Raw genomic sequence first — 24,247 nt, forward strand, 5'->3', positions numbered from 1 at the left:
TGAGCGAAGAATCCTATGGATCATGGCGCGGACATTCATCCTCGCGTCGAACAGCCAAGTCGCCTCGACGAACCTCTCAGTGGGGTTTGATGTACTTGCCGTAGACCCAGCTGGTAACAAAATGACCGTTCTGCGCCGGATCGTGCCAGACCTCGCACCAGCGGTAGCGGATCGCCTGCCGCTGCTTCCAGTGCGGTTGGCCGGCAATGTCGAGCAGATCTATCCCGCCCGTGCAACGGCCGGTCATCTGCAAGACGGTGCCATTCGGATAGGCCGCCTGTCTTTGCGATGTGTTTGACGGATACTTGCGCGCGTTGAGCGTGTCGCCGAACGGCACGCCAGCCACTTGCCAGGCCGCGAACACGGTTGCATGAGACTGGCCGGAAAAGGCCAGGACCGCCGAAGCGACAGCGAAAGCCACGGCGGCTCGAACATAGGATTTCATCTTTTCCCCTTTCGACTTACTTTGTGTAGACCACCTTGAACCCCGCCCTTTGAACCGCTGCTGAGCGACGCGTTCATTCGCCATTCAAGCAAATTTCAGGCAATTCCACAGCGAGACGCAATGACCAGAACCTCCGTCTTCCCGACCGCCATCCCGCCGCGGCCCGAGAAACGCCCCATCTTCGACGTTCATCACGGCATCACCCGCACCGACGACTACGCCTGGATGCGGGCCGCCAACTGGCAGGCGATGTTCAGGGACCCTGCACTGCTCGACGGCGCGATCCGCGCTCATCTCGAGGCCGAGAATGCCTACCAGGCAACGCTGATGGCCGACACGGCCGAGCTGCGCCGCAAATTGTTCGCCGAGATGAAGGGGCGCATCAAGGAGGACGACTCCACCGTGCCGATGAAGGACGGTCCCTACGCCTATGGCTCGTCGTTCAAGCTCGGCGGCGAGCAACCGCGCTACTTCCGCACGCCGCGTGATGGCGGCATTGAGGAGATCCTGCTCGACGGCGATGCGGAAGCCGAAGGCAAGCCCTATTTCCGTCTTGGCGGATTCGACCATTCGGCTGACCATCGCAAGCTGCTCTGGGCTTTCGACGACAAGGGCTCGGAGTTCTTCGCGCTGCGCGTGCGGGACATCGCCAGCGGAAAGGAACTCACCGATCAGATTCCGGATACAGGTGGCGGCGGCGTGTGGAATGCCGGAGACGACGGCTTTTTCTACACCCGCCTCGACGACAGCCACCGCCCGTCAAAAGTGTTCTTCCACGCGCTTGGCGACAATCCGGAGAACGATCGGCTGATTTACGAAGAGACGGATGCCGGCTTCTTCATGGACGTCAGCGGCACGCGTTCCAACGACTGGATCATGATCGGCATCAACGATCATGAAACCTCCGAATACCGGCTTCTGCGCGCCGACGAGCCGTTCGCCGAGCCGAAGCTGGTGGCGGCGCGCGAGACCGGCCTGCAATATGACCTGGAGGAAGGTGGTGACGTCTTTTTCATCCTCACCAATGCCGACGGCGCCAAGGACTTCAAGATCATGACCGCGCCGGTCGAAGATCCGGTGCAGGCCAACTGGAAGGAACTGGTGCCGCACGAGCCCGGCCGGCTGATCCTGTCGGTGCTCGGCTTCAGGCACCACATGGTCAGGCTGGAACGCAAGGAGGGCCTGCCGCGCATCGTGGTGCGCGATCGGGCAAACGGCGAGGAGCACCTCATTGCCTTCGACGAGGAGGCCTTCTCGCTCGGCCTTTCCGGCTCCTACGAATACGACACCGAAGTCATGCGCTTCACCTATTCGTCGATGACGACACCGGCACAGGTGTTCGACTACAACATGCGCAGCCGCGAGCGCGTTCTCTTGAAGACGCAGGAGGTGCCATCGGGCCACGATCCGGAGCATTATGTCACGCGCCGGCTGATGGCGCCGGCTGCCGACGGCGAGCTGGTGCCGATCTCGCTGATCCACCATCGCGACACGCCGCTTGATGGGTCGGCGCCCTGCCTGCTCTACGGCTACGGCTCCTATGGCATCACGGTTCCCGCCGCATTCAACACCAATTGCCTGTCGCTGGTCGACCGCGGCTTCGTCTACGCCATTGCCCATGTGCGCGGCGGCAAGGACAAGGGCTACGGCTGGTATGACGACGGCAAGCGTCGGCACAAGATGAACACCTTCACCGATTTCATCGCCTCAGCGCGCCATCTCGTGGCCGAGCGCTACACGTCGCACGATCGCATCGTCGCGCAGGGCGGCTCGGCCGGCGGCATGCTGATGGGGGCGATCGCCAACATGGCACCCGAAAGCTTCGGCGCCATCGTCGCCGAGGTGCCGTTCGTCGACGTGCTCACCACCATGCTCGACGCCAGCCTGCCGCTGACGCCGCCGGAATGGCCCGAATGGGGCAATCCGATCGCCTCGGCCGAGGACTACGAGACGATCGCTGCCTATTCGCCCTACGACAATGTCGCGGCGCTCGACTATCCGCCGATCCTGGCGCTGGCAGGTCTGACCGACCCACGCGTCACTTATTGGGAGCCGGCCAAATGGGTGGCGCGGCTGCGCGACCGCAAGGCGGGCGACAATCCGGTGCTGTTCAAGATCAACATGGAGTCCGGCCATGCCGGCGCCTCGGGCCGGTTCTCGCGCCTGGAGGAGATCGCGTATATCTACGCCTTTGCGTTGAAAGTGACCGGCAAGGCCTGATTTTTCCCTCGCAATCGCGAGCACCTCGCGCTACGCAATGCGCCTCGTTTTTGGTCGCGGCCGGTTCGGGCCGCGCCATCCGTCATTCGCAGGGTTCGTCATGCTGCTCGTCGACGTCTATCTCGACAAATCGCCCATCCAGGGCATCGGTGTCTTCGCCAAACACCGCATTCCAAAGGGCACGTTGATCTGGAAGCTCGATCCAAGATTCGACCGCCGCATTTCGGTCGACACCTATGAGAACGAAAGCGGCCCGGTGAAGTCCTACCTCGATCGGTACTCCTATCCGGACAGGCGCGACCGGAATTATATCGTCTTCGAGGCGGACGATGCGCGCTACATGAACCATGCCGACGAGCCGAACTGCGACGTCTCCTCGCCGGAGGAAACCTACGCGCTGCGCGACATCGCGCCCGGCGAGGAACTGACCTGCGACTACAACCACTTCTTCGAAAACGGCTTCGATTTTTTGGGCGACCGCCACGCGTAATCGGAGCGACCGCGGTCGAAGCGTCTCACGCCGAGAGCAATTCCGGCAAGCGCTCCATGGCCAATCTGCCGCGCAGGTGTCGAATGGCGGCCAAGGTTTTGCCGGCGATGACGCCTAAAGCGGCGCCGCCGGCGATCGCAAGCAGTTGGAAGCCTGGAGCCGGCAGCCAGCCTGCGACAGGTGCCATCAAAAGCTCCGGGACGAAGCGATGGACCAAGTAGATCGGGAAAGCCGCGACGGCGACCTGCGTAACCGCCCGCCCCACCCCAGCAGGCAGGCGAACACGCGGCAGGTAAAGAAGAGCCGAGAGCGCCGCGAAGATCGTCAAATACTTGACCGTCGTCCCCAGCCAGACCGACTCCCAAAAGGCTAGATACCCCAATACGGCAGTGGCAAATGCGGTCACGAGGAGTTTTCTGGCGGGAGTGTCGGCCAAACCGGCGCACCAGCCGAAGACCGCAAGGTGGAAGACCCAGTAGATCGCGAAGATCTGGCGGCTGCCTAAGTCCACGAACAATGGAACTGCAAAGCGCGCAGCGGCGGCAAACGCCAATAGTCCGATCGAGAAGGCAAAGGGTCGAGCCTGGGCGAGCTTGCGTAGAACCGGAACGGCAAAGGCGAGGGCGAAGACAAACAGCGTCTGCGCATAGGCCTCGATGAACCAGTAGAGATACGGGATCATCTCGTGACGTTCCGGTTCGGCATAGCCGAAGTTGCCGGTAAGGGTCATCGAGGCCCAAGGGATCGCCTGCCAGGCGAGGGAGTAAGCGGCGACTATGAGAAAATAAGGGATCAGGACGCTAATCGCAGGTTTCAGCGCGTGCCGGATCCGACCGGCAAGCAAATGGACCGACTGAAAACGCGCAAGGCTGTAGCCGACAAGCAGCATCATGATGCCGGAGCCGCCCGGGATAGGCCACAGCGTCTCGTGATGCACGACCACCAGCAGGATGGCGAAGGCCCTCAGCACGATATCGACAGGCGTCTCGTTTGCCTGGTCCCGCATGAAAGACCGTTTCGCCGTATGAAGATTTGTCAGGTCTCCAACGCTTAGCCGTTCCCAGCCGTCAGGCAGTTCCAAGCCGAGCCGTTCGAGTTCCAGAGCCAATTGCAAAAAGCGAAGGGAATCTCCGCCGAGGGAGACAAAGCTGTCAGCGCGGCCGACCGGAAGCGGATAGAACACGCGGGCATAGGCTCCAGGCACGCCGCCACGTTCGGAGCGGATTTCCGCCCGTCCCAGCAACATCTCGCGTTGCAGGCAGCTATAGTCGATCTTGCCCGAGGCTAGCCTGGGAAAGTCGCCGCGCGTCGAAACTCGAACCAGATTGGCGGGCAAGCGGCTGACTTCGGCCAGGATACGCTGTGCCCTGCCTGCCGAGCCGGGGCCGGTCACATAGGCCTGTAGGCCTCGATCGTCGCCGAGCACCGCGGCCGCAATGCCCGCCCGCTCCAGGGCCTGCTCCATGATATCGAAGCCGATCCTGAGGCCGGCAATCTTGGAAAAGCGGCTCTTGCGCCCGACGATGCGGAAGAAACCTTGCTCGTCCTGGACGGCAATATCGCCGGTGTTCAGTGTCTCGACCTCAGCCCCGCGCGCCAGATCACAACGCTGCTCGGCGTAACCCATCATGACGTTCGGGCCGCGATAGACAAGTTCTCCCGGGATGCCCGAGCGGCTGACCGGCTCCCCCTTGTCGTCGACAAGGCCGAGGCTGCCGCCTGGGATCGCGACGCCGATCCGCTCCTCCCGGTCGGACAGGCTCTCCGGCGGCACGAAAGCGATACGCGCCGTCGCCTCGGTTTGACCATACATGACGAAGAAACGCCCGCCCACGGCGCGCAAATGATCCCTGTACAGGCGGATGACGTCGGGGCTGAGCTGTCCACCCGCCACCGTCATCATGCGCAAACCCTTGAGCTTAGCGTCGCGGAAACGCATCCGTTCCAGGAGTTCGTAGGAATACGGGACGCCGGACAGATTGGTGCAGCCACCGTCGGCGATTATCTGGAGGAAATCGCCGTCCATGGCGGAAACACCGGGGAAGAGGATGCTGCCGCCGGCAATCAGATGCGAATTGAGAACCGACAGTCCGTAGGAATAATGCAGCGGCAGCATGAGAGCGGCCCGGTCGGCGGACAAGAGTTCGAGATAGGTCGTTATCGCGCGCGCATTGGCTTCGAGATTGGCATAGGAGAGCCTGACCGCCTTGGCGGCGCCCGAGCTGCCGGACGTCATCAGCAGCAGCGCGAGATCGGGATGCAGCGGCTCAATGTCCCTCGCGGGCCAAGCTTCCTTCACGAGACGCCAGCGGCCATCGGCTCGGCGATAGGTGAAATCCGGCTGGAAGGCCGCCAGGAAGTCGTCCCAGACCCTTTTGTCGCAAGGCGGCAGCATGGCCACCGCATGACCCGCCCGCAGGGCTCCAAGATAGGCGACGACCGCATGCTCGGAGGGTTCCGCTGAGATAGCGACGAGCTGCTTTCCCTCATCCCCCAGCCGTGTGGCGAAGTGCTGCGCAAGGTCGTCGAGCTCCGCATAAGACAGGCTGCGCCCATCGGCGAAGAGAAGTGCTGCGCGCTGCTCGCCACAGGCGAATTCAGACACAAGGTCGAGAGAGTGCATGGGCAAGGCTTCGGTCCGCCTGGAAACTGGCCGAAGCGCGTATGATACATGACTATTAAAGTCAACTAATATGGACTTGAGACATCACAGGCAGATCGCATCGATGGTGTCGCGCAGCCGATATGCATCGGTCAGCTCGCCGGCTTGCGCGCCGGATAGCCGTTGGGATGCGGCGGGACGGCCTTCAGATAGGCCGCGATCGCGGCGCGGTCATCGGCCGTCAACTGAGCTATGTTGCGCTGCACGTCGACCATGGCACCGCCGACGGAATCGAAATCCGGCGTGAAGCCGGTTTCGAGATAGTTGGCGATGTCGGCCTCCGACCAGTCCTTCGTGCCGCCCTGCGGGGTGATATTGGGCACCACGCCCGAGCCCTCGGCGGCCACGGCTCCCGCCAGCCATTCGGCCTTCTTGACGCCGCCGGCAAAGTCGCGCGGCGTGTGGCATTCGCCGCAATGCCCGGGGCCCTCGACCAGATAGCGGCCGGCCAGCACCTTGTCGGGCGCGCCCCCGGGCAAGGCAATGACCGGTTCAGGGCTGACATAGAGCCGCTTCCAAAGACCAATGCCGCGACGGATGTTGAAGGGGAAGGAGAGTTTGTGGCCGGGCGCCTTGCCGGCGACCGCCGGCAGCGTCTTCATAAAAGCATAGAGGTCGGCGATATCGGCCGGCTTCATGCGAGCATAAGAGGCATAAGGGAAGGCCGGATAAAAATGCTCGCCGGAGGGCGAAACGCCTTTCAGCATCGCATTGGCGAAGTCCTCCTCGCTCCAGGCGCCGATGCCGTCCTTTTGATCCTGCGAGATGTTGGGCGGTACGAAGGTGCCGAACGGCGTCTTCAGCTCCAGCCCGCCGGCAAGCTCCAGGCGGGCATCACCCTTGGATCCCGGTTTGGCGTGGCAGGATGTGCAGCCGCCAGCAAAGAAGATGCGCTTGCCTTTCGCAGCATCACCGGGGCCAAGCTGCGCGACCGTCGCGGCATCAAGCCTGACGGGCGCTGACAACGCCCAGCCGGCGACCGCGCCGGCGCCGCCCAGCACGATGACAGCGCCGACGAGCTTCTTCAGCCACGCCATATCAGGCGATCAGCCCTTCTTGATCCTGTAGGTCTCATGACAGGTGCCGCAGTCGCCGCCGATGGTGTTGAGCTGCGCCTTGAGCGCATCGACATCGGCCGGCGGCGAAGCCACTGCCGCCTTGACGTCGGCCAGGAACTTGTCCCCGGCCGCCTTGAAGCCTGGCATGTCTTCCCAGATCTTCGGCGCCGCCGTGGTGTCGCCCTTGTCGCTGCCGGCCGGGAAAAGTTTCTCGGCATCGAATTTTTCGGCGTTCGCCTCCAGCGCCTTTAGCGCCGTCAGCACAGCGGCGGCGTCGAAAGCCTCCTCGCCTTTGACGACCTTGGACAACTGGCCGGCGAGCTTGCCGCGTTCCTTCATCAGGGCCTGGCGATCCTTGATCGGGTCGGCATAAGCGGCCGAGCCGGCAAAAGCGAGCAAAGAGATGGCGATGACAAGCTTTCTCATTCAATTGGCTCCATGGTGAAGAGAGTTCGCGACTAGACGTTAACGGGCGATGCAGTGGAATTATTCCCTCCGCGCCGCAACGATTTTCTTGACTGGAATTGCCCTCCTGCGCCGGCAAAAGAAAAGCCCCGGTCATGCCGGGGCTTTTCGGAAGGGTCGATCAAGCTTTCGCCTTCTCGTAGAGTTCCAGGACATAATCCCAGTTGATCAGGCTGTCGACGAAGGCTTCGAGATATTTCGGCCGCGCGTTGCGGTAGTCGATGTAATAGGAGTGCTCCCACACGTCGACGCCGAGGATCGGCGAAGCGCCATGAACCAGCGGGTTCTCGCCATTGGGGGTCTTCGAGATCGCGAGCTTGCCGTCCTTGACCGAAAGCCATGCCCAGCCGGAGCCGAACTGGGTCGTGCCGGCGGCGACGAAGTCCGCCTTGAACTTGTCGTAGCCGCCGAGATCGGCATCGACGGCCTTCTGCAGCGCGCCCGGCAGCTTGTTGCCGCCGCCGCCCTTCTTCATCCATTTCCAGAAATGGATATGGTTGTAGTGCTGGGCGGCATTGTTGAAGAGCCCGGCATTCTTGCCGAAGGACTGTTTCACGACCTCTTCGACCGACAGGTCGCCCATTCCGGCCTCGGCGGCCAGCTTGTTGCCGTTGTCGACATAGGCTTTGTGGTGCTTGTCGTGGTGATACTCCAGCGTCTCCTTCGACATGTAAGGCTGCAAGGCCTCGTAGTCGTAGGGCAAAGCGGGCAACTCAAAAGCCATGGATGGTACTCCCTCAGGAAAAGTCCGGTGAAACTACCGGACTAAGATAGGTCTGGAATGGGTTGGGACAACTCCGGAACGAAGCGCCGAACGCCTTTTTATCCGCTCAGGCGGCGGAAGTCGAATGCGCCCAATCCCAATAGAGCTCGCGCGCCTTCTTGGCGACCGGTCCAGGCTGAATGCTACGGTCCTCGATGCGCGTGATCGGCACCACCTTCGAATGGTTGCCGGTCGAGAAGATCTCGTCCGCCTCGAGGAAATCGCGGATCGACAGCGTCTTCTCGGTGGTCCTGAAACCATAGTCGCCGAGCAGGTTGATCGTGCGCGAGCGGGTGATGCCGGAGAGGAAGGTGCCGTTCGCGGCGGGCGTCATCACATGGCCGTCCTTGACCAGGAAGATGTTGGAGGTGCCAGTCTCGGCGACATTGCCCAGCATATCGAGCACCAGCGCGTTGTCGAAGCCGCGCATCTTGGCCTCGAGGATGGCGCGGCCGTTGTTGGGATAGAGGCAGCCTGCCTTGGCGTTGGTCGGCATGGTCTCGATCGTCGGCCGCCGGAACGGCGAGACGCCGATCGAAAAGCCCGAAGGCGGAATCATCGGCGCTTCGTAGAGGCAGAGACAGAAGCGGGTCGAGGACGGGTCGGCCGGCACGCCCATATAGCCGCCATGCTCGGCCCAGTACATCGGCCTGATATAGACGGCGGTCTTGCCGTCGAATTTCTTCAGGCCGTCCCATGTCAGCCCGACGATCTGCTCCGTCGTCATGGAAGGCTTCAGGCCGAGCGCGATCGCCGAGGCGTTGACGCGCGCGGCGTGACGATCGAGATCGGGCGCCACGCCTTCGAACCAGCGGGCGCCGTCGAAGACGCTGGTGCCCAGCCACATGGCGTGGCTGCGCGGTCCCAGAATGGCAACATTGCCCTCGTACCAGTCGCCGTCCACATAGGTCCATGTCGCGGACTGCGCCGCCGCCGCCAGTGTCATCGTTTGCCGTCCGTATGGATGAGTTCCGGCCTCCATAGGACGACGCTTTGACGGCCGGCGTCAACCGACATCGGAAAAAATCCTTGAGGCCAGAGGCACTTAAAGCACGGCGCACGGAAAGGGATGGGCCATGTGTGTTGGGTTTTTGTGTTATGCGATCCTTTCCGAAAACCGCTGCCCACTTTTGGGCGACATGCATTAACCGCAATCAGCGCTTGCGCGGCAGGGCCGGGCGCCGCAAAACTCTTCCTATGCACCATGCAGCCTATGTCTTCGACGCCTATGGCACGTTGTTCGACGTGCACGCCGCGGTGCGCCGCCATGCGGGCGAGATCGGGCCGGACGGCCAGCTTCTCTCCGAAATCTGGCGCGCCAAGCAGCTCGAATATTCCTGGGTGCGGACGCTGATGGGCGCCTATGCCGATTTCTGGCAACTGACCGAGCAGGCGCTGGACTTCGCGCTGCGCAAGGTGCCGTCGGCCGATCCGGCGCTCAGGGCAAGGCTGCTGGAAGCGTACTGGCGGCTCGACTGCTATCCGGAAGTGCCGGCGGTATTGAAGGCGCTGAAAGCAGCGGGAGCGAAGCTCGCGATCCTGTCCAACGGCTCGCCGGAAATGCTGCGGGCGGCGGTGAAATCGGCCGCCCTCGACCAGATCCTGGACGACGTCTTCTCGGTCGACGAGATCAAGCGCTTCAAGACCGATCCTTCGGTCTACGACATGGTGGTCACTGGCTGGCGGCTCTATCCGGGGGCGGTGTCGTTCCAGTCCTCCAACCGCTGGGACGTCGCGGGCGCCGCCAGGTTCGGCTTCCGCACCGTCTGGATCAATCGCGCCAATCAGCCCGACGAATACCGGGATTTTCCGCCGGGGCTGATCCTGCCCTCGCTCGAAGGCCTTCTGGCAGGGGTTTGAGGGTGCTGTTGCTGCAGCGCAACAGATGTGTCGGGGTCACAGCTTGGCCATTGTTTGTCCACCCTGAGGCCAGAATTGGAACCGCCTATCACCGCCGACTGTTATTGCAGCTGTCGGCGCCGGCCAGCGGATTCATGCATTCTTGCGAATTCAAGACCTAGAAAAGGCAACCATGTCAGACGCTTCCTTCCGCATCAGCCGCCGTGGCTTCCTCAATCTCACGGCCCTTGGCGCTGCTTCGGCGATTTCCGCCTGCTCCACCACCGGTCCTCGCCCGGCAGCCGTGCAGCCGCCACCGCCGGCCTCCGTCGAGCCGCCGCTCGGCGACTACGCCACCATGTATGGGCCGATGTCCGACAACGGCTTCGACCTGCCGGCCATCCCGGTAAACAAGATCGATCACAGATATTTGCGCCAGATCGTTCCAGATCCGACCGGACAGCGCCCGGGCACCATCGTCGTCGATACCACCAACCACTTCCTCTATCTGGTGCGTGAGGGTGGCCAGGCGATCCGCTACGGCGTCGGTCTCGGCCGCGCCGGCTTCGAATGGTCGGGCGATGCGGTGGTGCAATGGAAGCAGAAGTGGCCGAAATGGACGCCGCCGGACGAGATGGTCGCGCGCCAGCCGGAACTGACGGAATACAGCGCCAAGAACGGCGGTATGCCCGGCGGGCTCAAGAACCCGCTCGGGGCGCGTGCGCTCTACCTCTTCAAAGGCAACCAGGATACGCTCTATCGTCTGCACGGGTCGCCGGAGTGGTGGTCGATCGGCAAGTCGGTCTCGTCGGGCTGCGTGCGCCTGATCAATCAGGACATCATCGACCTCTATGACCGCGTGCCCAACAAGACGCCGGTCGTGGTCACAGCAGATGTTGGCCAGCCGATGGCCGATATGCCCGAGCGCCGGGCCATTCCGATCGACAACGGCGTGCCGGACGACTCTGTCCTGCTGGGGCCGGTGCCGCAGGAGAGTGACGAGATCTTTTGATCCGGCGTTCGTCAGCGGTGCTTGGCGAGGATGTCCGCCAGCACCGCAACGCCGCGGCGCAACGCCTCCGCGTCGAGACCAGCATATCCCATGATGAAGCCCGCCGTTTCGGGCCGCGGCTCGGCCGGATCATAGAGCGGCGATACCGGATAGAGGCCGATCCCCGCAGCGCGTGCGTCGGCGATGATCGCCGGCTCGCATCCAGAATCGATGCCGTTCAACCAGGCCACGACGTGCAGGCCCGTGTCGGCCCCAGCAACAGTCACCTTTGGCCCGATATGATCGGCGAGCGCCCGCAGCAGGACTTCTCGGCGCTCGGCATTTTTCCTGCGGATGCTGCGGACGTGGCGCTCGTAAGCGCCGCTCGTCAGCAGGTCGGCCAACACGTCCTGCTCCAGCATCGGAGCATGCCGGTCGGTCAGGCGCTTTGCCTCGCTGAAGGCCCGACGCAGGCCGGCGGGGACGACCAGATAACCGAGCCGCAAGGTGGGCGAGAGCGTTTTGGACAGCGTGCCGACATAAATGACGGAGCCTGGATCGAGCGTCTGCAGAGGCGGGATGGGGGCGATGTCGTGGCGGTATTCGCCGTCGTAATCGTCTTCGACGACATAGGCGCCTGATGCCGTGGCCCAGGCCAGGAGGGAATGCCGCCGCGTCGCCGAAAGCACGCCGCCGAGCGGAAACTGGTGCGATGGCGTGACGTAAGCCAGACGGGCCGGCGGCAGCGCATCCGTCCTTAGCCCGTCAGCGTCGACCGCAACTGGCACGGCGACGCCGCCCGCGGCCGTGAAGGCATGGCGGGCCAGCAGATAGCCCGGATTCTCGATCACGAACGGGTCGCCGGAGTCGAGCAGCAGCCGCGCGCAGAGGTCGAGCCCTTGCTGGGAGCCGTTGACGATGGCGATCTGGTCCGGCGCGCAGTTGATGCCGCGTGCGCGCCAGAGATAGGTTTACAGGGCGCTGCGAAGAGCAAGCGAGCCCTGTGGGTCGCCATAGCGCAACCGTGCGCCGCGCCGCAGAATGGCTTTGTTCGAGGCCCGTCGCCAAGCCAGCACCGGGAAGTCCGCCCCGGACAGGTCGCCATAGCGGAAATCCGCGACCTTGGCCGGCTGCTGTTCCGCCGGCGGAGGCAAAGCCAGCAGCCTGCGCGCGAACGTCGATAGGTTGCGTGGCGAGGCAGCCGCGATGGGGGCCGCCCCCGACGGCCGCTCCAGTCCCGGAGCCACAGTGGCACGCGAGCCCTGCCGGATGATCAGATAACCTTCGGCGTCGAGCTGGTTGTAGGCCGCCGTCACCGTGGTTCGCGACGCGCCCCATTCGGCGGCAAAGGCCCGCGACGACGGCAGGCGATCGCCGGGCCGGTAAACGCCGCTGTGGATCTGCGCCTTGATCGCCGCGATGATCCGGCGCGCCACACCTTCCTGCTCCAACTGGACCATCGAAAACCTGCAAAACTGGATGTTCCAAGCAAGCCAGCTTTCCTGCATCTTTCCATGCAATGCAAGGAGTTTTCGCCATGTACATTCCGCCCGCCTTCCGCGATGACGACAGGGAGAGCCTCATGGCGACGATCCGCGCGGCACGGCTGGCGACGCTGGTCACCGCCACGGCGGAAGGACCGCAGGCGACGCCATTGCCGCTTTTGCTAAACGAGAGCGAGGGCGAGCATGGCACGATCTACGGCCATGTCGCGAAGGCAAATCCGCAGTGGCGCGCACCGGTTCTGGGCGATGGCCTGGCGATCTTCATGGGGCCCGACGCCTATGTGGCGCCGGCTTGGTATCAGACCAAGCAGGAGACCGGAAAGGTAGTGCCGACTTGGAACTACCTGGCCGTTCATGCCTATGGGCCGATCGAATTCTTCGAGGACGCCGACAGGCTGCTCGAGATCGTCACGCGCCTGACCAATCTCCACGAAGGCGGACGCCCCTCGCCTTGGTCCGTATCGGATGCGCCGCCGGATTTCATCCAGGCGCAACTCAAAGGCATTGTCGGCTTGCGCATGCCGATCACGCGGCTCCAAGGCAAGCGCAAGATGAGCCAGAACCGCAACGCGGCCGATCGCGCCGGTGTTGTCACTGGTCTAGCAGCGAGCGACCGGCCTTCGGATCGCGACGTCGCCCAACTGATCCCGTCTTGACATCCGACCCAGTCCAATTGCCAGCGAGCCGATCATGCCGGACCTGACACTATTCGCCTTGTACTTCGCCGCGGCGCTGCTGCTTGCCATCACGCCCGGACCGGGCATCTTCTATGTCGCCGCGCGCACCCTGGCCGGAGGCCGCGCTGAAGGCGTCGCCTCCAGTTTCGGGACGGGCCTGGGCGGCATGGTTCATGTGCTTGCCGGAAGCCTGGGCGTTTCAGCCCTCGTGCTCGCGAGCGCCGAACTCTTTACGGCGCTGAAGTTGATCGGCGCCGTCTACCTCGTCTGGCTCGGCTTGCGCACCTTCCAGTCCGCCCGCCGCGAGGCAAAGACAAAACTGGAAGGTGGCGCGCCGACGCCTGCGGTCGGCGTTGGCCGCGCGTTTCGCGAAGGGGTGCTGGTCGAGGCGTTGAATCCGAAGACGGCCGCCTTCTTCCTGGCCTTCATTCCGCAATTCCTGGATCTCGGCGCCGGCCACGTCGCCTTGCAGTTCATGGTGCTCGGCTTCGTGTCGGTGACGCTCAACACGCTGGCCGATGTCGTGGTGGCATTCGCGGCCGGCCGCATCAGGGAAGGCGCGGCAGGCCGGTCCGGCATGATACGTCGGCTCCGGGAGGCGTCCGGCGGCGCGATGATCGCGCTGGGCATCGGCCTTGCCGTAGCCAAGCGCCCTGCCCTCTGATTGCCGCGCCTCAGTTGGGCGCTACCGCCCGCGCGCCAGGCTGCCTAGTATCCCGCGCACTATCGCGCGGCCGACGGAAGAGCCCACCGAACGCACCACCGACTTGATCGCGGCTTCGGCCACTGTCTGACGGTTGGAGGACCGGCGGCCCGACCCTCCCAACACATCGTCGAAGCCCGGAATTGTCCAGCGCGAGCCGCCGGTGCCCGCCTGCTGCGCCTGCGCTTCGGCTTCCTGCGCCTCCCTGGTCTTCTTCTGCAGTATCTCGAAGGCCGAGTCGCGATCGACCGCTTGATCGTACTGCCCGGCGACCGGGCTCTCGGCAAGGACCTTGCGGCGCTCGTCGGGTGTGATCGGCCCGAGCCGCGACGACGGCGGGCGAATCAATGTGCGCTGTACCATGGCCGGCACGCCCTTATCCTCCAGCATCGAGACCAGCGCCTCGCCGGTGGCGAGCTGGGTAATCGCGGTGGCGCAGTCGAAATCCGGGTTGGGCCGGAAGGTATCGGCCGCCGTCCGCACCGCCTGCTGCTCGCGCGGCGTATAGGCGCGCAACGCGTGCTGCACGCGGTTGCCGAGCTGGGCCAAAACCTTTTCCGGAATGTCGAGCGGGTTCTGGGTGACGAAATAGACGCCGACACCCTTGGAGCGGATCAGCCGCACCACCTGCTCGACGCGATCAACCAGCACCTTCGGCGCGTCCTCGAACAAAAGATGCGCCTCGTCGAAGAAGAAGACCAGCTTCGGCCGCTCGAGATCGCCGACCTCGGGCAGTTCCTCAAACAGCTCCGACATCAGCCAGAGCAGGAAAGTGGCGTAGAGCCTGGGATTCATCATCAGCTTGTCGGCGGCCAGAACACTGATCGCGCCGCGGCCGTCGCGGGTGGTGCGCATCAAATCGGCGATGCGCAGCGCCGGCTCGCCGAAGAAGTTCGCGGCGCCCTGCTGCTCAAGCACCAGAAGCGTGCGCTGGATGGCGCCGACGGAAGGCTTGGTGACATTGCCGTAGCGTGCGCTGAGCTCGTCGGCTCGCTCGGCGATGTTGGCGAGCAGCGCCTGAAGATCTTTGAGATCAAGCAGCAGCAGGCCCTCTTCGTCAGCGATGCGGAAGGCGATGTTCATGACACCTTCCTGCGCTTCGGTGAGGTTCATCAGCCGCGACAAAAGCAGCGGCCCCATTTCCGAGATGGTGGCACGGATCGGGTGACCCTGCTCGCCGAACAGATCCCAGAAGATGACCGGGTATTCCTGAAACTGATAGGGATCGAGCTTCACCTGCTCTGCACGCTTGACAAGGAAATCCTTGGCCTCGCCCATCATGGCGATGCCGGAAAGGTCGCCCTTGATGTCGGCGCAGAAGACCGGGACGCCGGCATTTGAAAAGCCCTCGGCCAAGACCTGCAGGCTGACCGTCTTGCCGGTGCCTGTGGCGCCGGTAATCAGGCCGTGGCGGTTGCCGTAGCGCAGCAGGAGTTCCTCGGCGCGCTGGTAGGAATCATCAGGCTTGCGGCTGGCGCCGATGAAGATGCTGGTGTGGTCAGCCATATGTCCGGTCTCCGCAATCTCTTCCGCCAAAAACGCCCGGTCTCATGGAGGATAATAACGCGATCGGCGGGCGACAATGCCCACCATCAAATTTGGCGCTATTCGAATTTGACCCTGGCAGCGAAACCACCTTACTTAGCTTGCGGATTTTGCGCATGTTTGGCAATCGGTTAGCGGCTGCCGGAACAACCGCGACGGATGTCGCATTGTGATATGCGGCGGGGGACCATAGACTGGTGGCTGATGCGGCCGAGAGACGAGGAGTGCGATGGGCGCCGGCGCCTTGACTAGGGATGTCGACCTTCCCAACCCGGAAACCAAGCGCTGGCTGGCGCTGGCGGAAAAAGTGCTTGCCGGCGGCGCTTTCGAACAGAAGCTTGTTTCGCACACCGATGACGGCATCCGCATCGAGCCGCTCAGCGAGCGTTCGACGACAGCCGAGCCGCTGGTGCGCACCAATCCGAAGTCGCCATGGATCGTCAGCCAGCGCATCGACGATCCCGATATCGCCCGCGCCAGCGCCCAGGCGCTGCAGGACATCGCTGAGGGCGCGACCGGCCTGTCGCTGGTTTTCGAGGGTGCGCCGAATGCGTTCGGCTACGGGCTGCCGAGAACCGCGGAGGCGCTGGAAACGGTGCTCGACGGCGTGCCGCTCAACCGGGTCCAGGTGCGCATCGATGCGCATCCGTGGAGCCGCGCCGTGGCGGATTGGCTGCTCGCCTTCCTGACCCGGCGCCGCTCCGATCCGGCGAAGCTCAACCTTTCCTTCGGCATCGACCCGGCGGCGATCTTCGCCGGCACCGGACGGCTGCGCACCTCGATCGAGGCGCTGCAGGAGTCAATGCCGCAATCGCTGGCGCATTTCTTCTCGATGGGCGTGCCCGGCGTGCTGCTCGAAGCGGACGGCCGCGTCTTCCACAATGCCGGCGCCACCGAGGCGCAGGAGCTCGGCACGATGATGGCTTCCGCCGTGTCCTATCTCAGGATGTTCGAGAAGGCGCGTCAGCCGCTGGTCTATGCCGCGCCCTATATCGGCTTTGCCCTCAGCGTCGACCAGGACCAGTTCCTGTCGATGGCCAAGGTGCGGGCGTTGCGCAAGCTCTGGGCGCGGATCCAGGAAGCCTGCTCGATCCCGGCCTCGACGGCGAACGTCCACGCCGAGACCTCCTATCGCATGATGGCGATGGCGGATCCGGAAACCAACATTCTGCGCACCGCGATTGCCGCTTTTGCCGCCGCGACCGGCGGCGCTGATTCCGTCTCGATCCTGCCGCATACCATCGCGCATGGACTGCCGGCCGGTTTTGCGCGCCGCGTCGCCCGCAACGCGCAGCTGATCCTGGCGCATGAGAGCCATCTCCATCACGTGGCCGATCCGGCCAGCGGCTCCGGAGCGGTCGAGGCGCTGACCGACGGTCTTTGCGCGGCGGCCTGGGAAGAATTTCAGCGCATCGAGGCCGAGGGCGGCGTGCTCAACAGCCTGCAGCAGGGCTATATCCAGAACCGTGTGCAGACGGCCGCCGCGAAGCGCAATGTCGCCTATCGGGCCGGTGAACGCGGCATCATCGGCACCACCTTGTTCCGCACCGGCAGCGAGCGCCGCGTCGAGACATTGAAAGCCGAACGCCGGCCCGCGCTGACAGAGGGCGTGGCGACCTGTGAGCCGCTGTTTCCAGTTCGCATCGATCAGTCGATCGGAGCCGGCTCATGATCCCGGATTTCAGCCAGATCGGCTGGTCGGCGCCGCGCCGCGGGCCGGTCGAGCTCAAGGGCCAGCGGATGACGCCGGAAGGCATCGCCGTGAAACACCTCTACACGCAGGGCGACCTCAAGGGCCTGGCCAATCTCGACACCTATCCGGGCCTGCCGCCCTTCGTGCGCGGCCCCTACCCGACCATGTATGTCCAGCAGCCCTGGACGATCCGGCAATATGCCGGCTTCTCGACGGCGGAGGAATCCAACGCTTTCTACCGGCGCAACCTCGCGGCCGGCCAGAAGGGCCTGTCGGTCGCCTTCGACCTCGCGACCCATCGCGGCTATGACAGCGACCATCCGCGCGTCGCCGGCGATGTCGGCATGGCGGGCGTGGCGATCGATTCCATCCTCGACATGCGCCAGCTGTTCGACGGCATTCCGCTCAACGAGATGACGGTGTCGATGACCATGAACGGCGCCGTGCTGCCGATCATGGCGCTCTATATCGTGGCGGCGGAGGAACAGGGTGTCGCGCAGAAGGACCTCGCCGGGACCATTCAGAACGATATTCTGAAGGAGTTCATGGTCCGCAACACCTACATCTATCCGCCGAAGCCTTCGATGCGGATCGTGTCGGACATCTTCGCCTATACCTCGCGGCACATGCCGAAATTCAATTCAATCTCGATCTCCGGCTATCATATGCAGGAGGCGGGCGCGACGGCCGACCTCGAACTCGCCTACACGATTGCCGACGGTATCGAATATGCGCGCGCCGGCGTCGCCGCGGGTCTCGATATCGACCGGTTCGCGCCGCGCCTTTCCTTCTTTTGGGCGATCGGCATGAACTTCTTCATGGAGGTCGCCAAGCTCAGGGCCGCGCGGCTGCTCTGGTCGAGCCTGATGAAGAAGAATTTTGCGCCGAAGGACGAGCGCTCGCTGTCGCTGCGCACCCATTGCCAGACATCGGGCTGGTCGCTGACGGCGCAGGATCCCTACAACAACATCACGCGCACGATGATCGAGGCGATGGCGGCAACGCAGGGGCATACGCAGTCGCTGCACACCAATTCCTTCGACGAGGCGATGGCGCTGCCGACCGACCATTCGGCCCGCATTGCCCGCAACACGCAGCTCATCCTGCAAAAGGAATCCGGCACCACGCGCATGATCGACCCGTGGGGCGGCTCGGCCTATGTCGAGCGGCTGACACATGATCTGGCGGCCCGCGCGCTCGCCCATATCGAGGAGGTCGAAAACCTCGGCGGCATGGCGGCGGCGATCGAGAAAGGCATTCCGAAGCTGCGCATCGAGGAAGCGGCGGCGCGCACCCAGGCACGCATCGATTCCGGCGAGCAGGTGCTGGTCGGAGTCAATGCGCATCGCCCGGAAGCCGACATCGAGGTCGATGTGCTGAAGATCGATAATGCCGAGGTCAAGGCCCGGCAATTGGCGAAGCTGCAGCGGCTCAAAGGCACGCGCGACGTCGCGGCCCTGGAGGATGCGCTAACCGCCCTCACCCGCGCGGCTGAAAGCGGCGAGAACCTGCTCGAATTCGCGATCCGCGCGGCGCGGGCCAATGCGACCGTCGGCGAGATCTCGCTGGCGTTGGAGAAAGTGTTCGGGCGCCATGCAGCCACCGTGCAGACCATCTCCGGCGTCTATCGCGACGCGCTCGGCGACAATCCGGCGGTCGATCGGCTCAAGGACAAGCTCGAAACCTTCGAAAAGAAATCCGGTGCAAAGCCGCGCATCCTGGTCGCCAAGATGGGCCAGGACGGCCATGATCGCGGCCAGAAGGTGATCGCCAGCGCCTTTGCCGATCTCGGCTTCGAGGTCACCGTCGGACCGATGTTCCAGACGCCGGAGGAGATCGCAAAGCTGGCGGTGCAGCATGATGTCGACATCATCGGCGCGTCCTCGCTCGCGGCCGGACATCTGACGCTGATCCCCGAGCTCAAGGAGGCGCTGAGGAAGCTCGGCCATGGCGACATGCTGATCGTCGCCGGCGGCGTCATCCCGCCACAGGATTACGACGCGGTGCTGAAGGCTGGGGCGGCCGAAATCTTCCCGCCGGGGACCGTCATCCCGCAAGCGGCGGACAGGCTGATGGACAGGCTGCTGTCGGTTGAGTGAACAGCCTGTGTCGGGAACTGGTCAAACGCAACTCGTTGCTAAGGCTTATCGGCACAGCTAATGCGCCAATCGAGAGAGGAAGAGGATCCCGTCCTCAACCCGCTTCTTGATGGCGACCATGTCAGTAGTTCCCAATCGGTTGTTATAATTTCCGTTGCGACAACAGGCCCTCCAGTTATAATTGCCGTTGCAACAGGACGACCTACCATGAACATCAACCATTCGAAAGATTGGCAACTCCGAAGGTCTGATTTTGCCGAAAGAGCTTCTCGACCGGCTAAACCTGAAGGCGGGCGACAACGTCATCGTCGTTCAGGAGGGCCAGGAGCTGCGCTTGCGCCGTCTTGAAGACTCTGCCGAAGAATTCGAGCGTAAGATGAAGATCGCGCGCGAACGGATGAAGAAATACGAGGTTGCCTACCGCGCGCTCGCTAAATGACCGAGCATCATTCGCGAGAATTCGTGGAGGCGATGCACGCTGAGCAGTTGCGCCTCCACGGCGGAGCCTCCGGTATACGCGACCAGGGCATGCTGGAATCTGCCCTCGCCCGCCCCCAACAGAAGGAAGCGTGCGGTGAGCCCGATCTTTGTGAACTCGCGGCGGCCTACCTCTTCGGCAGTGCGAAGAACCACCCCTTCGTTGACGGGAACAAGCGCACGGCTTTTGCCGCGGCCGATTTGTTTCTCTATTTCAACGGGTTAAGCGTAGAAGCCGAACAGCAGGATGTTATCCAGTTGGTGATGATGGTCGCCGCAGGTGAAATCGATGAGATCGGAGCCGCGGCGTTTTTCCGCGACCATACGGTCAAGCCTAAGACCTAGTTCTCGGCCTTGTCCGAAAGCTTGACGATCTCCCACTCCTTGCCGTTGACGGCAACGACCTCGCCGACCTTCTTGCCGAACAGGGCCATCGCCATCGGCGAGACATGGGAGATGCTGCCTTTCGAGGGGTTGGCCTCGTCCTCGCCGACGATGCGCCAGTGGACCTTCTTGCCGTCGCCGTTTTCCAGCGTGACGCCCATGCCGAAGCGGACCACATTGCTGCCGGACTCCGGCACCGAAAGCTCCGCGCTCTCGCGCCGCGCGGTCCAGTAGCGCAGGTCGCGGGACACTATTGCGAGGCGCTCGCGATCGCCGCGTCTTTCGGCCTTGGCCATCTGATCTCGCAATTCGGAGAGATTCTCTTCGATCATCGCGAGTCCCCGCTCCGTTACCAGATTGCGGTGCGGACTGATCGGCCGTTCGCCGACACCGGCAATGGCGTTTTCGCTGTCTTCCTCGCGGGTGAAAGCTCTACTCATAACATGAACTTAAGCTTGGTGAGGCAACTGCACAAGCTGTTTGCCTGCGAGCCTGCCTTGGCACGAATCCTGCGACGGAGCGGTTGAAACGCCAGGACCTGTGCCGATGTTGAACAGACGAACGCTGCTTGCCCGCACCACCGGCCTCGCCGCTGCCGGCCTCCTTGCCGGCAAGGCGTCGGCGAAGATGCTGCCCGGCATCGAGAAGGCCACGATGCGCGGCTCGATCAACGCCATCGAAATCGGCGTGCAGCCGGGCGCGCTGGACGACCAGAGCAAGGCCTTCGCCAAGATGCTCAGCGACGCCAGCGACCGCGATGCGCCGGTGTTTCTGCCGCCCGGCACCTATCTTGTCTCCAACCTGAAACTGCCTGCCCGCGTGCGCCTTTCGGGCGTCCCGGGGGCGACCCGCATCGTCTATGGCGGCAACGGCCACCTGATGATGGCGGAACAGGCCGAGCATATCGAACTCAGCGGGCTGGTGCTGGACGGCAGCAACCGCTGGCTGGCCGACTATACGCAAGGGCTGCTCGATCTGCGCCGCGTCGCGCATCTCGCCATCGACAATTGCCAGGTCACAGGCAGCGGCAAGAACGGGCTGGCGCTGGAACATGTTTCAGGCCGCATCGGGCGCTGCGATTTTTCGGGTGCGGCAGACGCCGGCATCTATTCGGTCGAGGCCGGCGGGCTGGAGATCTCGGGCAATACCATCTCAGATTGCGCCAATGGCGGCATTCTGGTGCATCGCTGGCAACAGGCGGAGGACGGCACCATCGTCAGCGGCAACCGCGTGCAGCGCATCGGCGCGAGGAGCGGCGGCACCGGCCAGAACGGCAACGGTATCAACGCCTTCCGCGCCGGCAATGTCATTATCTCCGCCAACGTCGTGTCGGACTGCGCCTTCTCGGCGATCCGCGCCAACAGCTCCAGCAATTTGCAGATCACCGGCAACACCTGCTCGCGCTCGGGCGAGACGGGGATTTATTCGGAATTCTCCTTCGAGGGCGCGATCCTCAGCAACAATCTGGTCGACGGTGCCGCCAACGGCATCTCGATCGTAAACTTCAACGAAGGCGGCCGCATGGCCGTGTGCTCGAACAATATCGTGCGCAACCTCTCGACGGTCGGCCCCTACACCGCCGACCCGCCGGGCTTCGGCGTCGGCATCAGCGCCGAGGCCGAAACCTCCGTCTGCGGCAATGTCGTGGAGAACGCGCCCCTCTACGGCATGCAGCTCGGCTGGGGACCTTATCTGCGCAATGTGGTTGCAACGGGCAACATCATCCGCAAGTCCGGCACGGGCATCGTCGTCAGCGTCGTCGAGGGTTCCGGCAGCGCCGTCATTTCGGACAATATCATCGACGCCGCGCAGAACGGCGCCATCATCGGCCAGCGCTGGGCCAATCCGGTGACGGGCGATCTGGCAAGATCAACCTTTACCGGCTACGCGCATCTGACCGTCGAGCGGAACAAGGTCAGTTAGGCCAGCGCCGCCGTCGGCCGCAGCAAGCCCACCTTGGCGCCGATACGGCTTTCGACCGGCGGATTGGCGAGTTCGGCAAGCTTTGCCGCGAGCGCTTCGTCGCTGCGAAGCAGCTTGGCCAGCACGGCGGCGATCATCACCTCGGAGGCGCGGCTGGCGCCGTCATCGCATTTCAAGGCGATGCCGAGACCGAGCTCGGGCAAGGCCGCGCAATAGACGCCCTCGGCGCCGGTCTTGGCGAAGATGCGGCCGGGCGCGGCCCGCATCAGCGCGAGGTCCGCCTTACCGGTGCCGGCCACCAGGAACGGTTCGGCCATGCAGGCCGAGAGCAGGCGCTTCGCCGCCTTGGCGCGTTCGGGCGCAAAGCCCCTGCCCGTCGCCATACGCGCAAAGCCCAGCGCAAAGCTCTTCAGCGGCACGGCATAGGTCGGGATCGAGCAGCCGTCGGTGCCGCAATGGTCGACATCATGCGCGGCGCCGGTCACCGATTGCATCGCGTCGCGCACCATCTCCTGCAGCGCATGGCCGGCCTTGACGTAGCCGCCATGGGCAATGCCGGAATGCACGCAGGTACAGAGGAAACCGGCATGCTTGCCGGAGCAATTGTTGTGGAGCGGGTTGGGCGCGCTGCCGGCGCGGGCCAGCGCGATCGTCGCAACGTGGCTCGACGGCCAGTGCGCGCCGCATTCGAGCGCCGTCTTATCGAGACCGGCCTTGGCGAGCATTGCTTGCGCCAGTTCGACATGCGCCGGCTCGCCTGAATGCGAGGCGCAGGCCAGCGCCAATTCGCGATCGCCGAAGCCGTAGGCGTCGGCAGCACCGGATTCGAGCAGCGGCAGCGCCTGGATCGCCTTCAACGCCGAGCGTGGAAACACCGGTCGCGCCGTATCGCCGATCTCCCAGACAGGCTTGCCGTCGGCGTCGAAGACAGAAACCGCGCCGCGATGAGCGCTTTCGACCACCGCGCCCCGCGTGACTTCGACCAGAACCGGATTTGCCATGCTGCCTCCCGCACGCGCGCGCCGGCGGCGTCGCTTTGATGCGGGTCGCTTCTACCTGATCCGATCGAGGATGGAAACGTAGTTGGCCACCGCAGCACCGCCCATGTTGAAGATGCCGCCGAGTTTTGCCCCAGGCACCTGAATGCCGCCGGCCTCGCCGGTCAGCTGCATGGCGGTGAGGACATGCATGGAGACGCCGGTGGCGCCGATCGGATGGCCCTTGGCCTTCAGCCCGCCGGACGGATTGACCGGCAGCCGGCCGTCCTTGGCCGTGACGCCTTCCAGGGCGAGCTTCGCGCCCTCGCCGGGCTTCGCCAGGCCCATCGCCTCGTATTCGATAAGCTCGGCGATGGTGAAGCAGTCATGCGTCTCGACGAAGGAGAGGTCGTCGAGCGTGACGCCGGCCTTCTTCAGCGCCTGGCCCCAAGCTCGCTCGCAGCCCTCGAAGGAAAGGATGTCGCGCTTCGACATCGGCAGGAAATCCTGGACGTGCTCATTGGCGCGGAAGGTCACGGCGCGGCGCATCTTCAGCGCCGTCGCGGTGTCGGTGAGCACGAGCGCGGCGGCGCCATCCGAGACCAGCGAGCAGTCGGTGCGCTTCAGCGGACCGGCGACGAAGGGGTTCTTCTCACTTTCCTGACGGCAGAACTCGTAGCCGAAATCCTTGCGCATTTGGGCATAGGGATTGTCGACGCCGTTTTTGTGGTTCTTGGCGGCAATCATGGCGAGCGCATCCGACTGGTCGCCATAGCGCTGAAAATAGGCCTGCGCGATCTTGCCGAAGACGCCGGCAAAGCCGGCCGGCGTTTCGCCATCCTCGGGCAGGTAGGAGGCTTTCAGCAGGTTCTTGCCGATCTCGGGCCCAGGCGTGGTGGTCATCTGCTCGGCGCCGACCACCAACACGACGCGGGCGGCGTTGGAATCGATGGCGCGGACGCCTTGTCTCACCGCAGCCGAACCGGTGGCGCAGGCATTCTCCACGCGCGTCGCCGGCTTGAAGCGCAGCCGGTCGTCGGCCTGCAGCACCAGGCTCGCGGTGAAATCCTGCGGTGAGAAGCCGGCGTTGAAATGGCCGAGCACGATCTCGTCGACATCGTCAGGGCCGATGCCGGCATGATCGAGCGCGTCCACGGCGACCCTGGTGATCAAGCCCTCCAGCGTCTCGCCTTCGAGCTTGCCGAAACGCGAATGCGCCCAGCCGACGATGCATGCGGTCATGACAGCCTCCATCTGCCGCGCAGCCTAGCACGTCCGATCGCGGCATGACATTCAATATTGTTCAATAGTGAACCGTTTTCCAGCCGAAG

Annotated in this window: 21 protein-coding genes and 1 pseudogene; 11 read left to right on the top strand and 11 right to left on the bottom strand. The window is 63.9% G+C overall.

Features of this window, described 5'->3' with window-relative positions:
• Positions 1-76: 76 nt before the first annotated feature.
• Entirely contained in the window at positions 77-445 is a 369-nt protein-coding gene (locus P9217_RS03995) for a hypothetical protein (protein ID WP_067320909.1), read from the bottom strand.
• 120 nt (positions 446-565) lie between these two features.
• Between P9217_RS03995 and P9217_RS04000 the strand changes: the two genes are divergently transcribed.
• Both P9217_RS04000 and P9217_RS04005 read left to right on the top strand, forming a co-directional pair.
• Entirely contained in the window at positions 566-2,665 is a 2,100-nt protein-coding gene (locus P9217_RS04000; RefSeq protein ID WP_278086612.1) for a S9 family peptidase, read from the top strand.
• A 100-nt stretch (positions 2,666-2,765) separates the two neighbouring features.
• Positions 2,766-3,155: an SET domain-containing protein-lysine N-methyltransferase gene (locus P9217_RS04005; protein WP_066998147.1), complete on the top strand. Its 390-nt coding sequence runs from the start codon at positions 2,766-2,768 to the stop codon at positions 3,153-3,155.
• A gap of 25 nt (positions 3,156-3,180) precedes the next feature.
• Here the strand turns inward: P9217_RS04005 and P9217_RS04010 are convergent, their stop codons facing one another.
• The 5 genes from P9217_RS04010 to P9217_RS04030 all read right to left on the bottom strand — a co-directional run bounded on the left by P9217_RS04010 (position 3,181) and on the right by P9217_RS04030 (position 9,049).
• Positions 3,181-5,778 carry an AMP-binding protein gene (locus P9217_RS04010; RefSeq protein WP_278086611.1) on the bottom strand — a complete coding sequence of 866 codons (2,598 nt, stop codon included), beginning with the start codon at positions 5,776-5,778 and terminating at the stop codon, positions 3,181-3,183.
• A gap of 131 nt (positions 5,779-5,909) precedes the next feature.
• The gene (locus P9217_RS04015; RefSeq protein WP_278086610.1) at positions 5,910-6,854 is read right to left on the bottom strand and encodes a cytochrome c; all 945 of its coding nucleotides are present in this window, start codon (positions 6,852-6,854) and stop codon (positions 5,910-5,912) included.
• Between the two features lie 9 nt (positions 6,855-6,863).
• On the bottom strand, positions 6,864-7,301 hold the full coding sequence (locus P9217_RS04020; RefSeq protein WP_067320896.1) for a cytochrome c: 438 nt from the start codon (positions 7,299-7,301) through the stop codon (positions 6,864-6,866).
• Between the two features lie 160 nt (positions 7,302-7,461).
• Positions 7,462-8,064, bottom strand: coding sequence for a superoxide dismutase (locus P9217_RS04025; protein ID WP_066997682.1), 603 nt, complete (start codon positions 8,062-8,064; stop codon positions 7,462-7,464).
• A gap of 106 nt (positions 8,065-8,170) precedes the next feature.
• Complete coding sequence (locus P9217_RS04030) at positions 8,171-9,049, bottom strand: branched-chain amino acid aminotransferase (RefSeq protein WP_095800175.1); 879 nt, start codon at positions 9,047-9,049, stop codon at positions 8,171-8,173.
• A gap of 251 nt (positions 9,050-9,300) precedes the next feature.
• Here P9217_RS04030 and P9217_RS04035 point away from each other — a divergent pair, with 251 nt between their 5' ends.
• Both P9217_RS04035 and P9217_RS04040 read left to right on the top strand, forming a co-directional pair.
• The gene (locus P9217_RS04035) at positions 9,301-9,963 is read left to right on the top strand and encodes a haloacid dehalogenase type II (RefSeq protein WP_067320889.1); all 663 of its coding nucleotides are present in this window, start codon (positions 9,301-9,303) and stop codon (positions 9,961-9,963) included.
• A gap of 172 nt (positions 9,964-10,135) precedes the next feature.
• On the top strand, positions 10,136-10,954 hold the full coding sequence (locus P9217_RS04040) for a L,D-transpeptidase (RefSeq protein WP_127215443.1): 819 nt from the start codon (positions 10,136-10,138) through the stop codon (positions 10,952-10,954).
• 11 nt (positions 10,955-10,965) lie between these two features.
• Here P9217_RS04040 and P9217_RS04045 read toward each other — a convergent pair.
• A pseudogene (locus tag P9217_RS04045) lies at positions 10,966-12,393 on the bottom strand (PLP-dependent aminotransferase family protein).
• Between the two features lie 77 nt (positions 12,394-12,470).
• On the opposite strand from P9217_RS04045, the gene P9217_RS04050 reads away from it, so the two are divergent.
• Both P9217_RS04050 and P9217_RS04055 read left to right on the top strand, forming a co-directional pair.
• Entirely contained in the window at positions 12,471-13,094 is a 624-nt protein-coding gene (locus P9217_RS04050) for an FMN-binding negative transcriptional regulator (protein WP_278086609.1), read from the top strand.
• Between the two features lie 34 nt (positions 13,095-13,128).
• On the top strand, positions 13,129-13,779 hold the full coding sequence (locus tag P9217_RS04055; protein ID WP_127241929.1) for a LysE family translocator: 651 nt from the start codon (positions 13,129-13,131) through the stop codon (positions 13,777-13,779).
• 21 nt (positions 13,780-13,800) lie between these two features.
• Here P9217_RS04055 and P9217_RS04060 read toward each other — a convergent pair whose 3' ends face one another.
• On the bottom strand, positions 13,801-15,324 hold the full coding sequence (locus P9217_RS04060) for a helicase HerA-like C-terminal domain-containing protein (protein WP_095800180.1): 1,524 nt from the start codon (positions 15,322-15,324) through the stop codon (positions 13,801-13,803).
• A 268-nt stretch (positions 15,325-15,592) separates the two neighbouring features.
• Here P9217_RS04060 and P9217_RS04065 point away from each other — a divergent pair, with 268 nt between their 5' ends.
• The 4 genes from P9217_RS04065 to P9217_RS04080 all read left to right on the top strand — a co-directional run bounded on the left by P9217_RS04065 (position 15,593) and on the right by P9217_RS04080 (position 19,977).
• Positions 15,593-17,035, top strand: a complete 1,443-nt coding sequence (locus tag P9217_RS04065; protein ID WP_278086608.1) for a methylmalonyl-CoA mutase family protein — start codon at positions 15,593-15,595, stop codon at positions 17,033-17,035.
• Entirely contained in the window at positions 17,032-19,155 is a 2,124-nt protein-coding gene (scpA, locus tag P9217_RS04070) for a methylmalonyl-CoA mutase (RefSeq protein ID WP_278086607.1), read from the top strand. Before P9217_RS04065 ends, scpA begins: the two co-directional genes overlap by 4 nt.
• 220 nt (positions 19,156-19,375) lie before the next feature.
• Positions 19,376-19,594, top strand: coding sequence for an AbrB/MazE/SpoVT family DNA-binding domain-containing protein (locus P9217_RS04075; protein WP_278086954.1), 219 nt, complete (start codon positions 19,376-19,378; stop codon positions 19,592-19,594).
• Entirely contained in the window at positions 19,591-19,977 is a 387-nt protein-coding gene (locus tag P9217_RS04080) for a type II toxin-antitoxin system death-on-curing family toxin (protein ID WP_278086606.1), read from the top strand. Before P9217_RS04075 ends, P9217_RS04080 begins: the two co-directional genes overlap by 4 nt.
• Here the strand turns inward: P9217_RS04080 and greA are convergent.
• A complete protein-coding gene (gene greA, locus P9217_RS04085; protein WP_066997710.1) occupies positions 19,974-20,456 on the bottom strand; it encodes a transcription elongation factor GreA in 483 nt (160 codons plus the stop codon). The two genes, P9217_RS04080 and greA, sit on opposite strands and share 4 nt — an antisense overlap.
• Positions 20,457-20,562: 106 nt before the next feature.
• On the opposite strand from greA, the gene P9217_RS04090 reads away from it, so the two are divergent.
• Positions 20,563-21,939, top strand: coding sequence for a TIGR03808 family TAT-translocated repetitive protein (locus tag P9217_RS04090; RefSeq protein ID WP_127240179.1), 1,377 nt, complete (start codon positions 20,563-20,565; stop codon positions 21,937-21,939).
• On the opposite strand, the gene P9217_RS04095 is transcribed toward P9217_RS04090, so the two are convergent.
• Positions 21,936-22,940, bottom strand: a complete 1,005-nt coding sequence (locus tag P9217_RS04095) for an asparaginase (RefSeq protein ID WP_278055079.1) — start codon at positions 22,938-22,940, stop codon at positions 21,936-21,938. The two genes, P9217_RS04090 and P9217_RS04095, sit on opposite strands and share 4 nt — an antisense overlap.
• 51 nt (positions 22,941-22,991) lie before the next feature.
• Positions 22,992-24,158 (bottom strand): acetyl-CoA acetyltransferase, encoded by a 1,167-nt coding sequence (locus tag P9217_RS04100; protein ID WP_278086605.1) that lies wholly within the window; start codon positions 24,156-24,158, stop codon positions 22,992-22,994.
• Positions 24,159-24,247 lie beyond the last annotated feature (89 nt).

Source organism: Mesorhizobium sp. WSM4989, from assembly GCF_029625795.1.
Classification (GTDB): Bacteria; Pseudomonadota; Alphaproteobacteria; order Rhizobiales; family Rhizobiaceae; genus Mesorhizobium.

Coding starts and splice junctions, on each gene's coding strand:
- P9217_RS03995 (WP_067320909.1), bottom strand. CDS start 445: ATGAAATCCTATGTTCGAGCCGCCGTGGCTTTCGCTGTCGCTTCGGCG.
- P9217_RS04000 (WP_278086612.1), top strand. CDS start 566: ATGACCAGAACCTCCGTCTTCCCGACCGCCATCCCGCCGCGGCCCGAG.
- P9217_RS04005 (WP_066998147.1), top strand. CDS start 2,766: ATGCTGCTCGTCGACGTCTATCTCGACAAATCGCCCATCCAGGGCATC.
- P9217_RS04010 (WP_278086611.1), bottom strand. CDS start 5,778: ATGCACTCTCTCGACCTTGTGTCTGAATTCGCCTGTGGCGAGCAGCGC.
- P9217_RS04015 (WP_278086610.1), bottom strand. CDS start 6,854: ATGGCGTGGCTGAAGAAGCTCGTCGGCGCTGTCATCGTGCTGGGCGGC.
- P9217_RS04020 (WP_067320896.1), bottom strand. CDS start 7,301: ATGAGAAAGCTTGTCATCGCCATCTCTTTGCTCGCTTTTGCCGGCTCG.
- P9217_RS04025 (WP_066997682.1), bottom strand. CDS start 8,064: ATGGCTTTTGAGTTGCCCGCTTTGCCCTACGACTACGAGGCCTTGCAG.
- P9217_RS04030 (WP_095800175.1), bottom strand. CDS start 9,049: ATGACACTGGCGGCGGCGGCGCAGTCCGCGACATGGACCTATGTGGAC.
- P9217_RS04035 (WP_067320889.1), top strand. CDS start 9,301: ATGCACCATGCAGCCTATGTCTTCGACGCCTATGGCACGTTGTTCGAC.
- P9217_RS04040 (WP_127215443.1), top strand. CDS start 10,136: ATGTCAGACGCTTCCTTCCGCATCAGCCGCCGTGGCTTCCTCAATCTC.
- P9217_RS04050 (WP_278086609.1), top strand. CDS start 12,471: ATGTACATTCCGCCCGCCTTCCGCGATGACGACAGGGAGAGCCTCATG.
- P9217_RS04055 (WP_127241929.1), top strand. CDS start 13,129: ATGCCGGACCTGACACTATTCGCCTTGTACTTCGCCGCGGCGCTGCTG.
- P9217_RS04060 (WP_095800180.1), bottom strand. CDS start 15,324: ATGGCTGACCACACCAGCATCTTCATCGGCGCCAGCCGCAAGCCTGAT.
- P9217_RS04065 (WP_278086608.1), top strand. CDS start 15,593: ATGGGCGCCGGCGCCTTGACTAGGGATGTCGACCTTCCCAACCCGGAA.
- scpA (WP_278086607.1), top strand. CDS start 17,032: ATGATCCCGGATTTCAGCCAGATCGGCTGGTCGGCGCCGCGCCGCGGG.
- P9217_RS04080 (WP_278086606.1), top strand. CDS start 19,591: ATGACCGAGCATCATTCGCGAGAATTCGTGGAGGCGATGCACGCTGAG.
- greA (WP_066997710.1), bottom strand. CDS start 20,456: ATGAGTAGAGCTTTCACCCGCGAGGAAGACAGCGAAAACGCCATTGCC.
- P9217_RS04090 (WP_127240179.1), top strand. CDS start 20,563: ATGTTGAACAGACGAACGCTGCTTGCCCGCACCACCGGCCTCGCCGCT.
- P9217_RS04095 (WP_278055079.1), bottom strand. CDS start 22,940: ATGGCAAATCCGGTTCTGGTCGAAGTCACGCGGGGCGCGGTGGTCGAA.
- P9217_RS04100 (WP_278086605.1), bottom strand. CDS start 24,158: ATGACCGCATGCATCGTCGGCTGGGCGCATTCGCGTTTCGGCAAGCTC.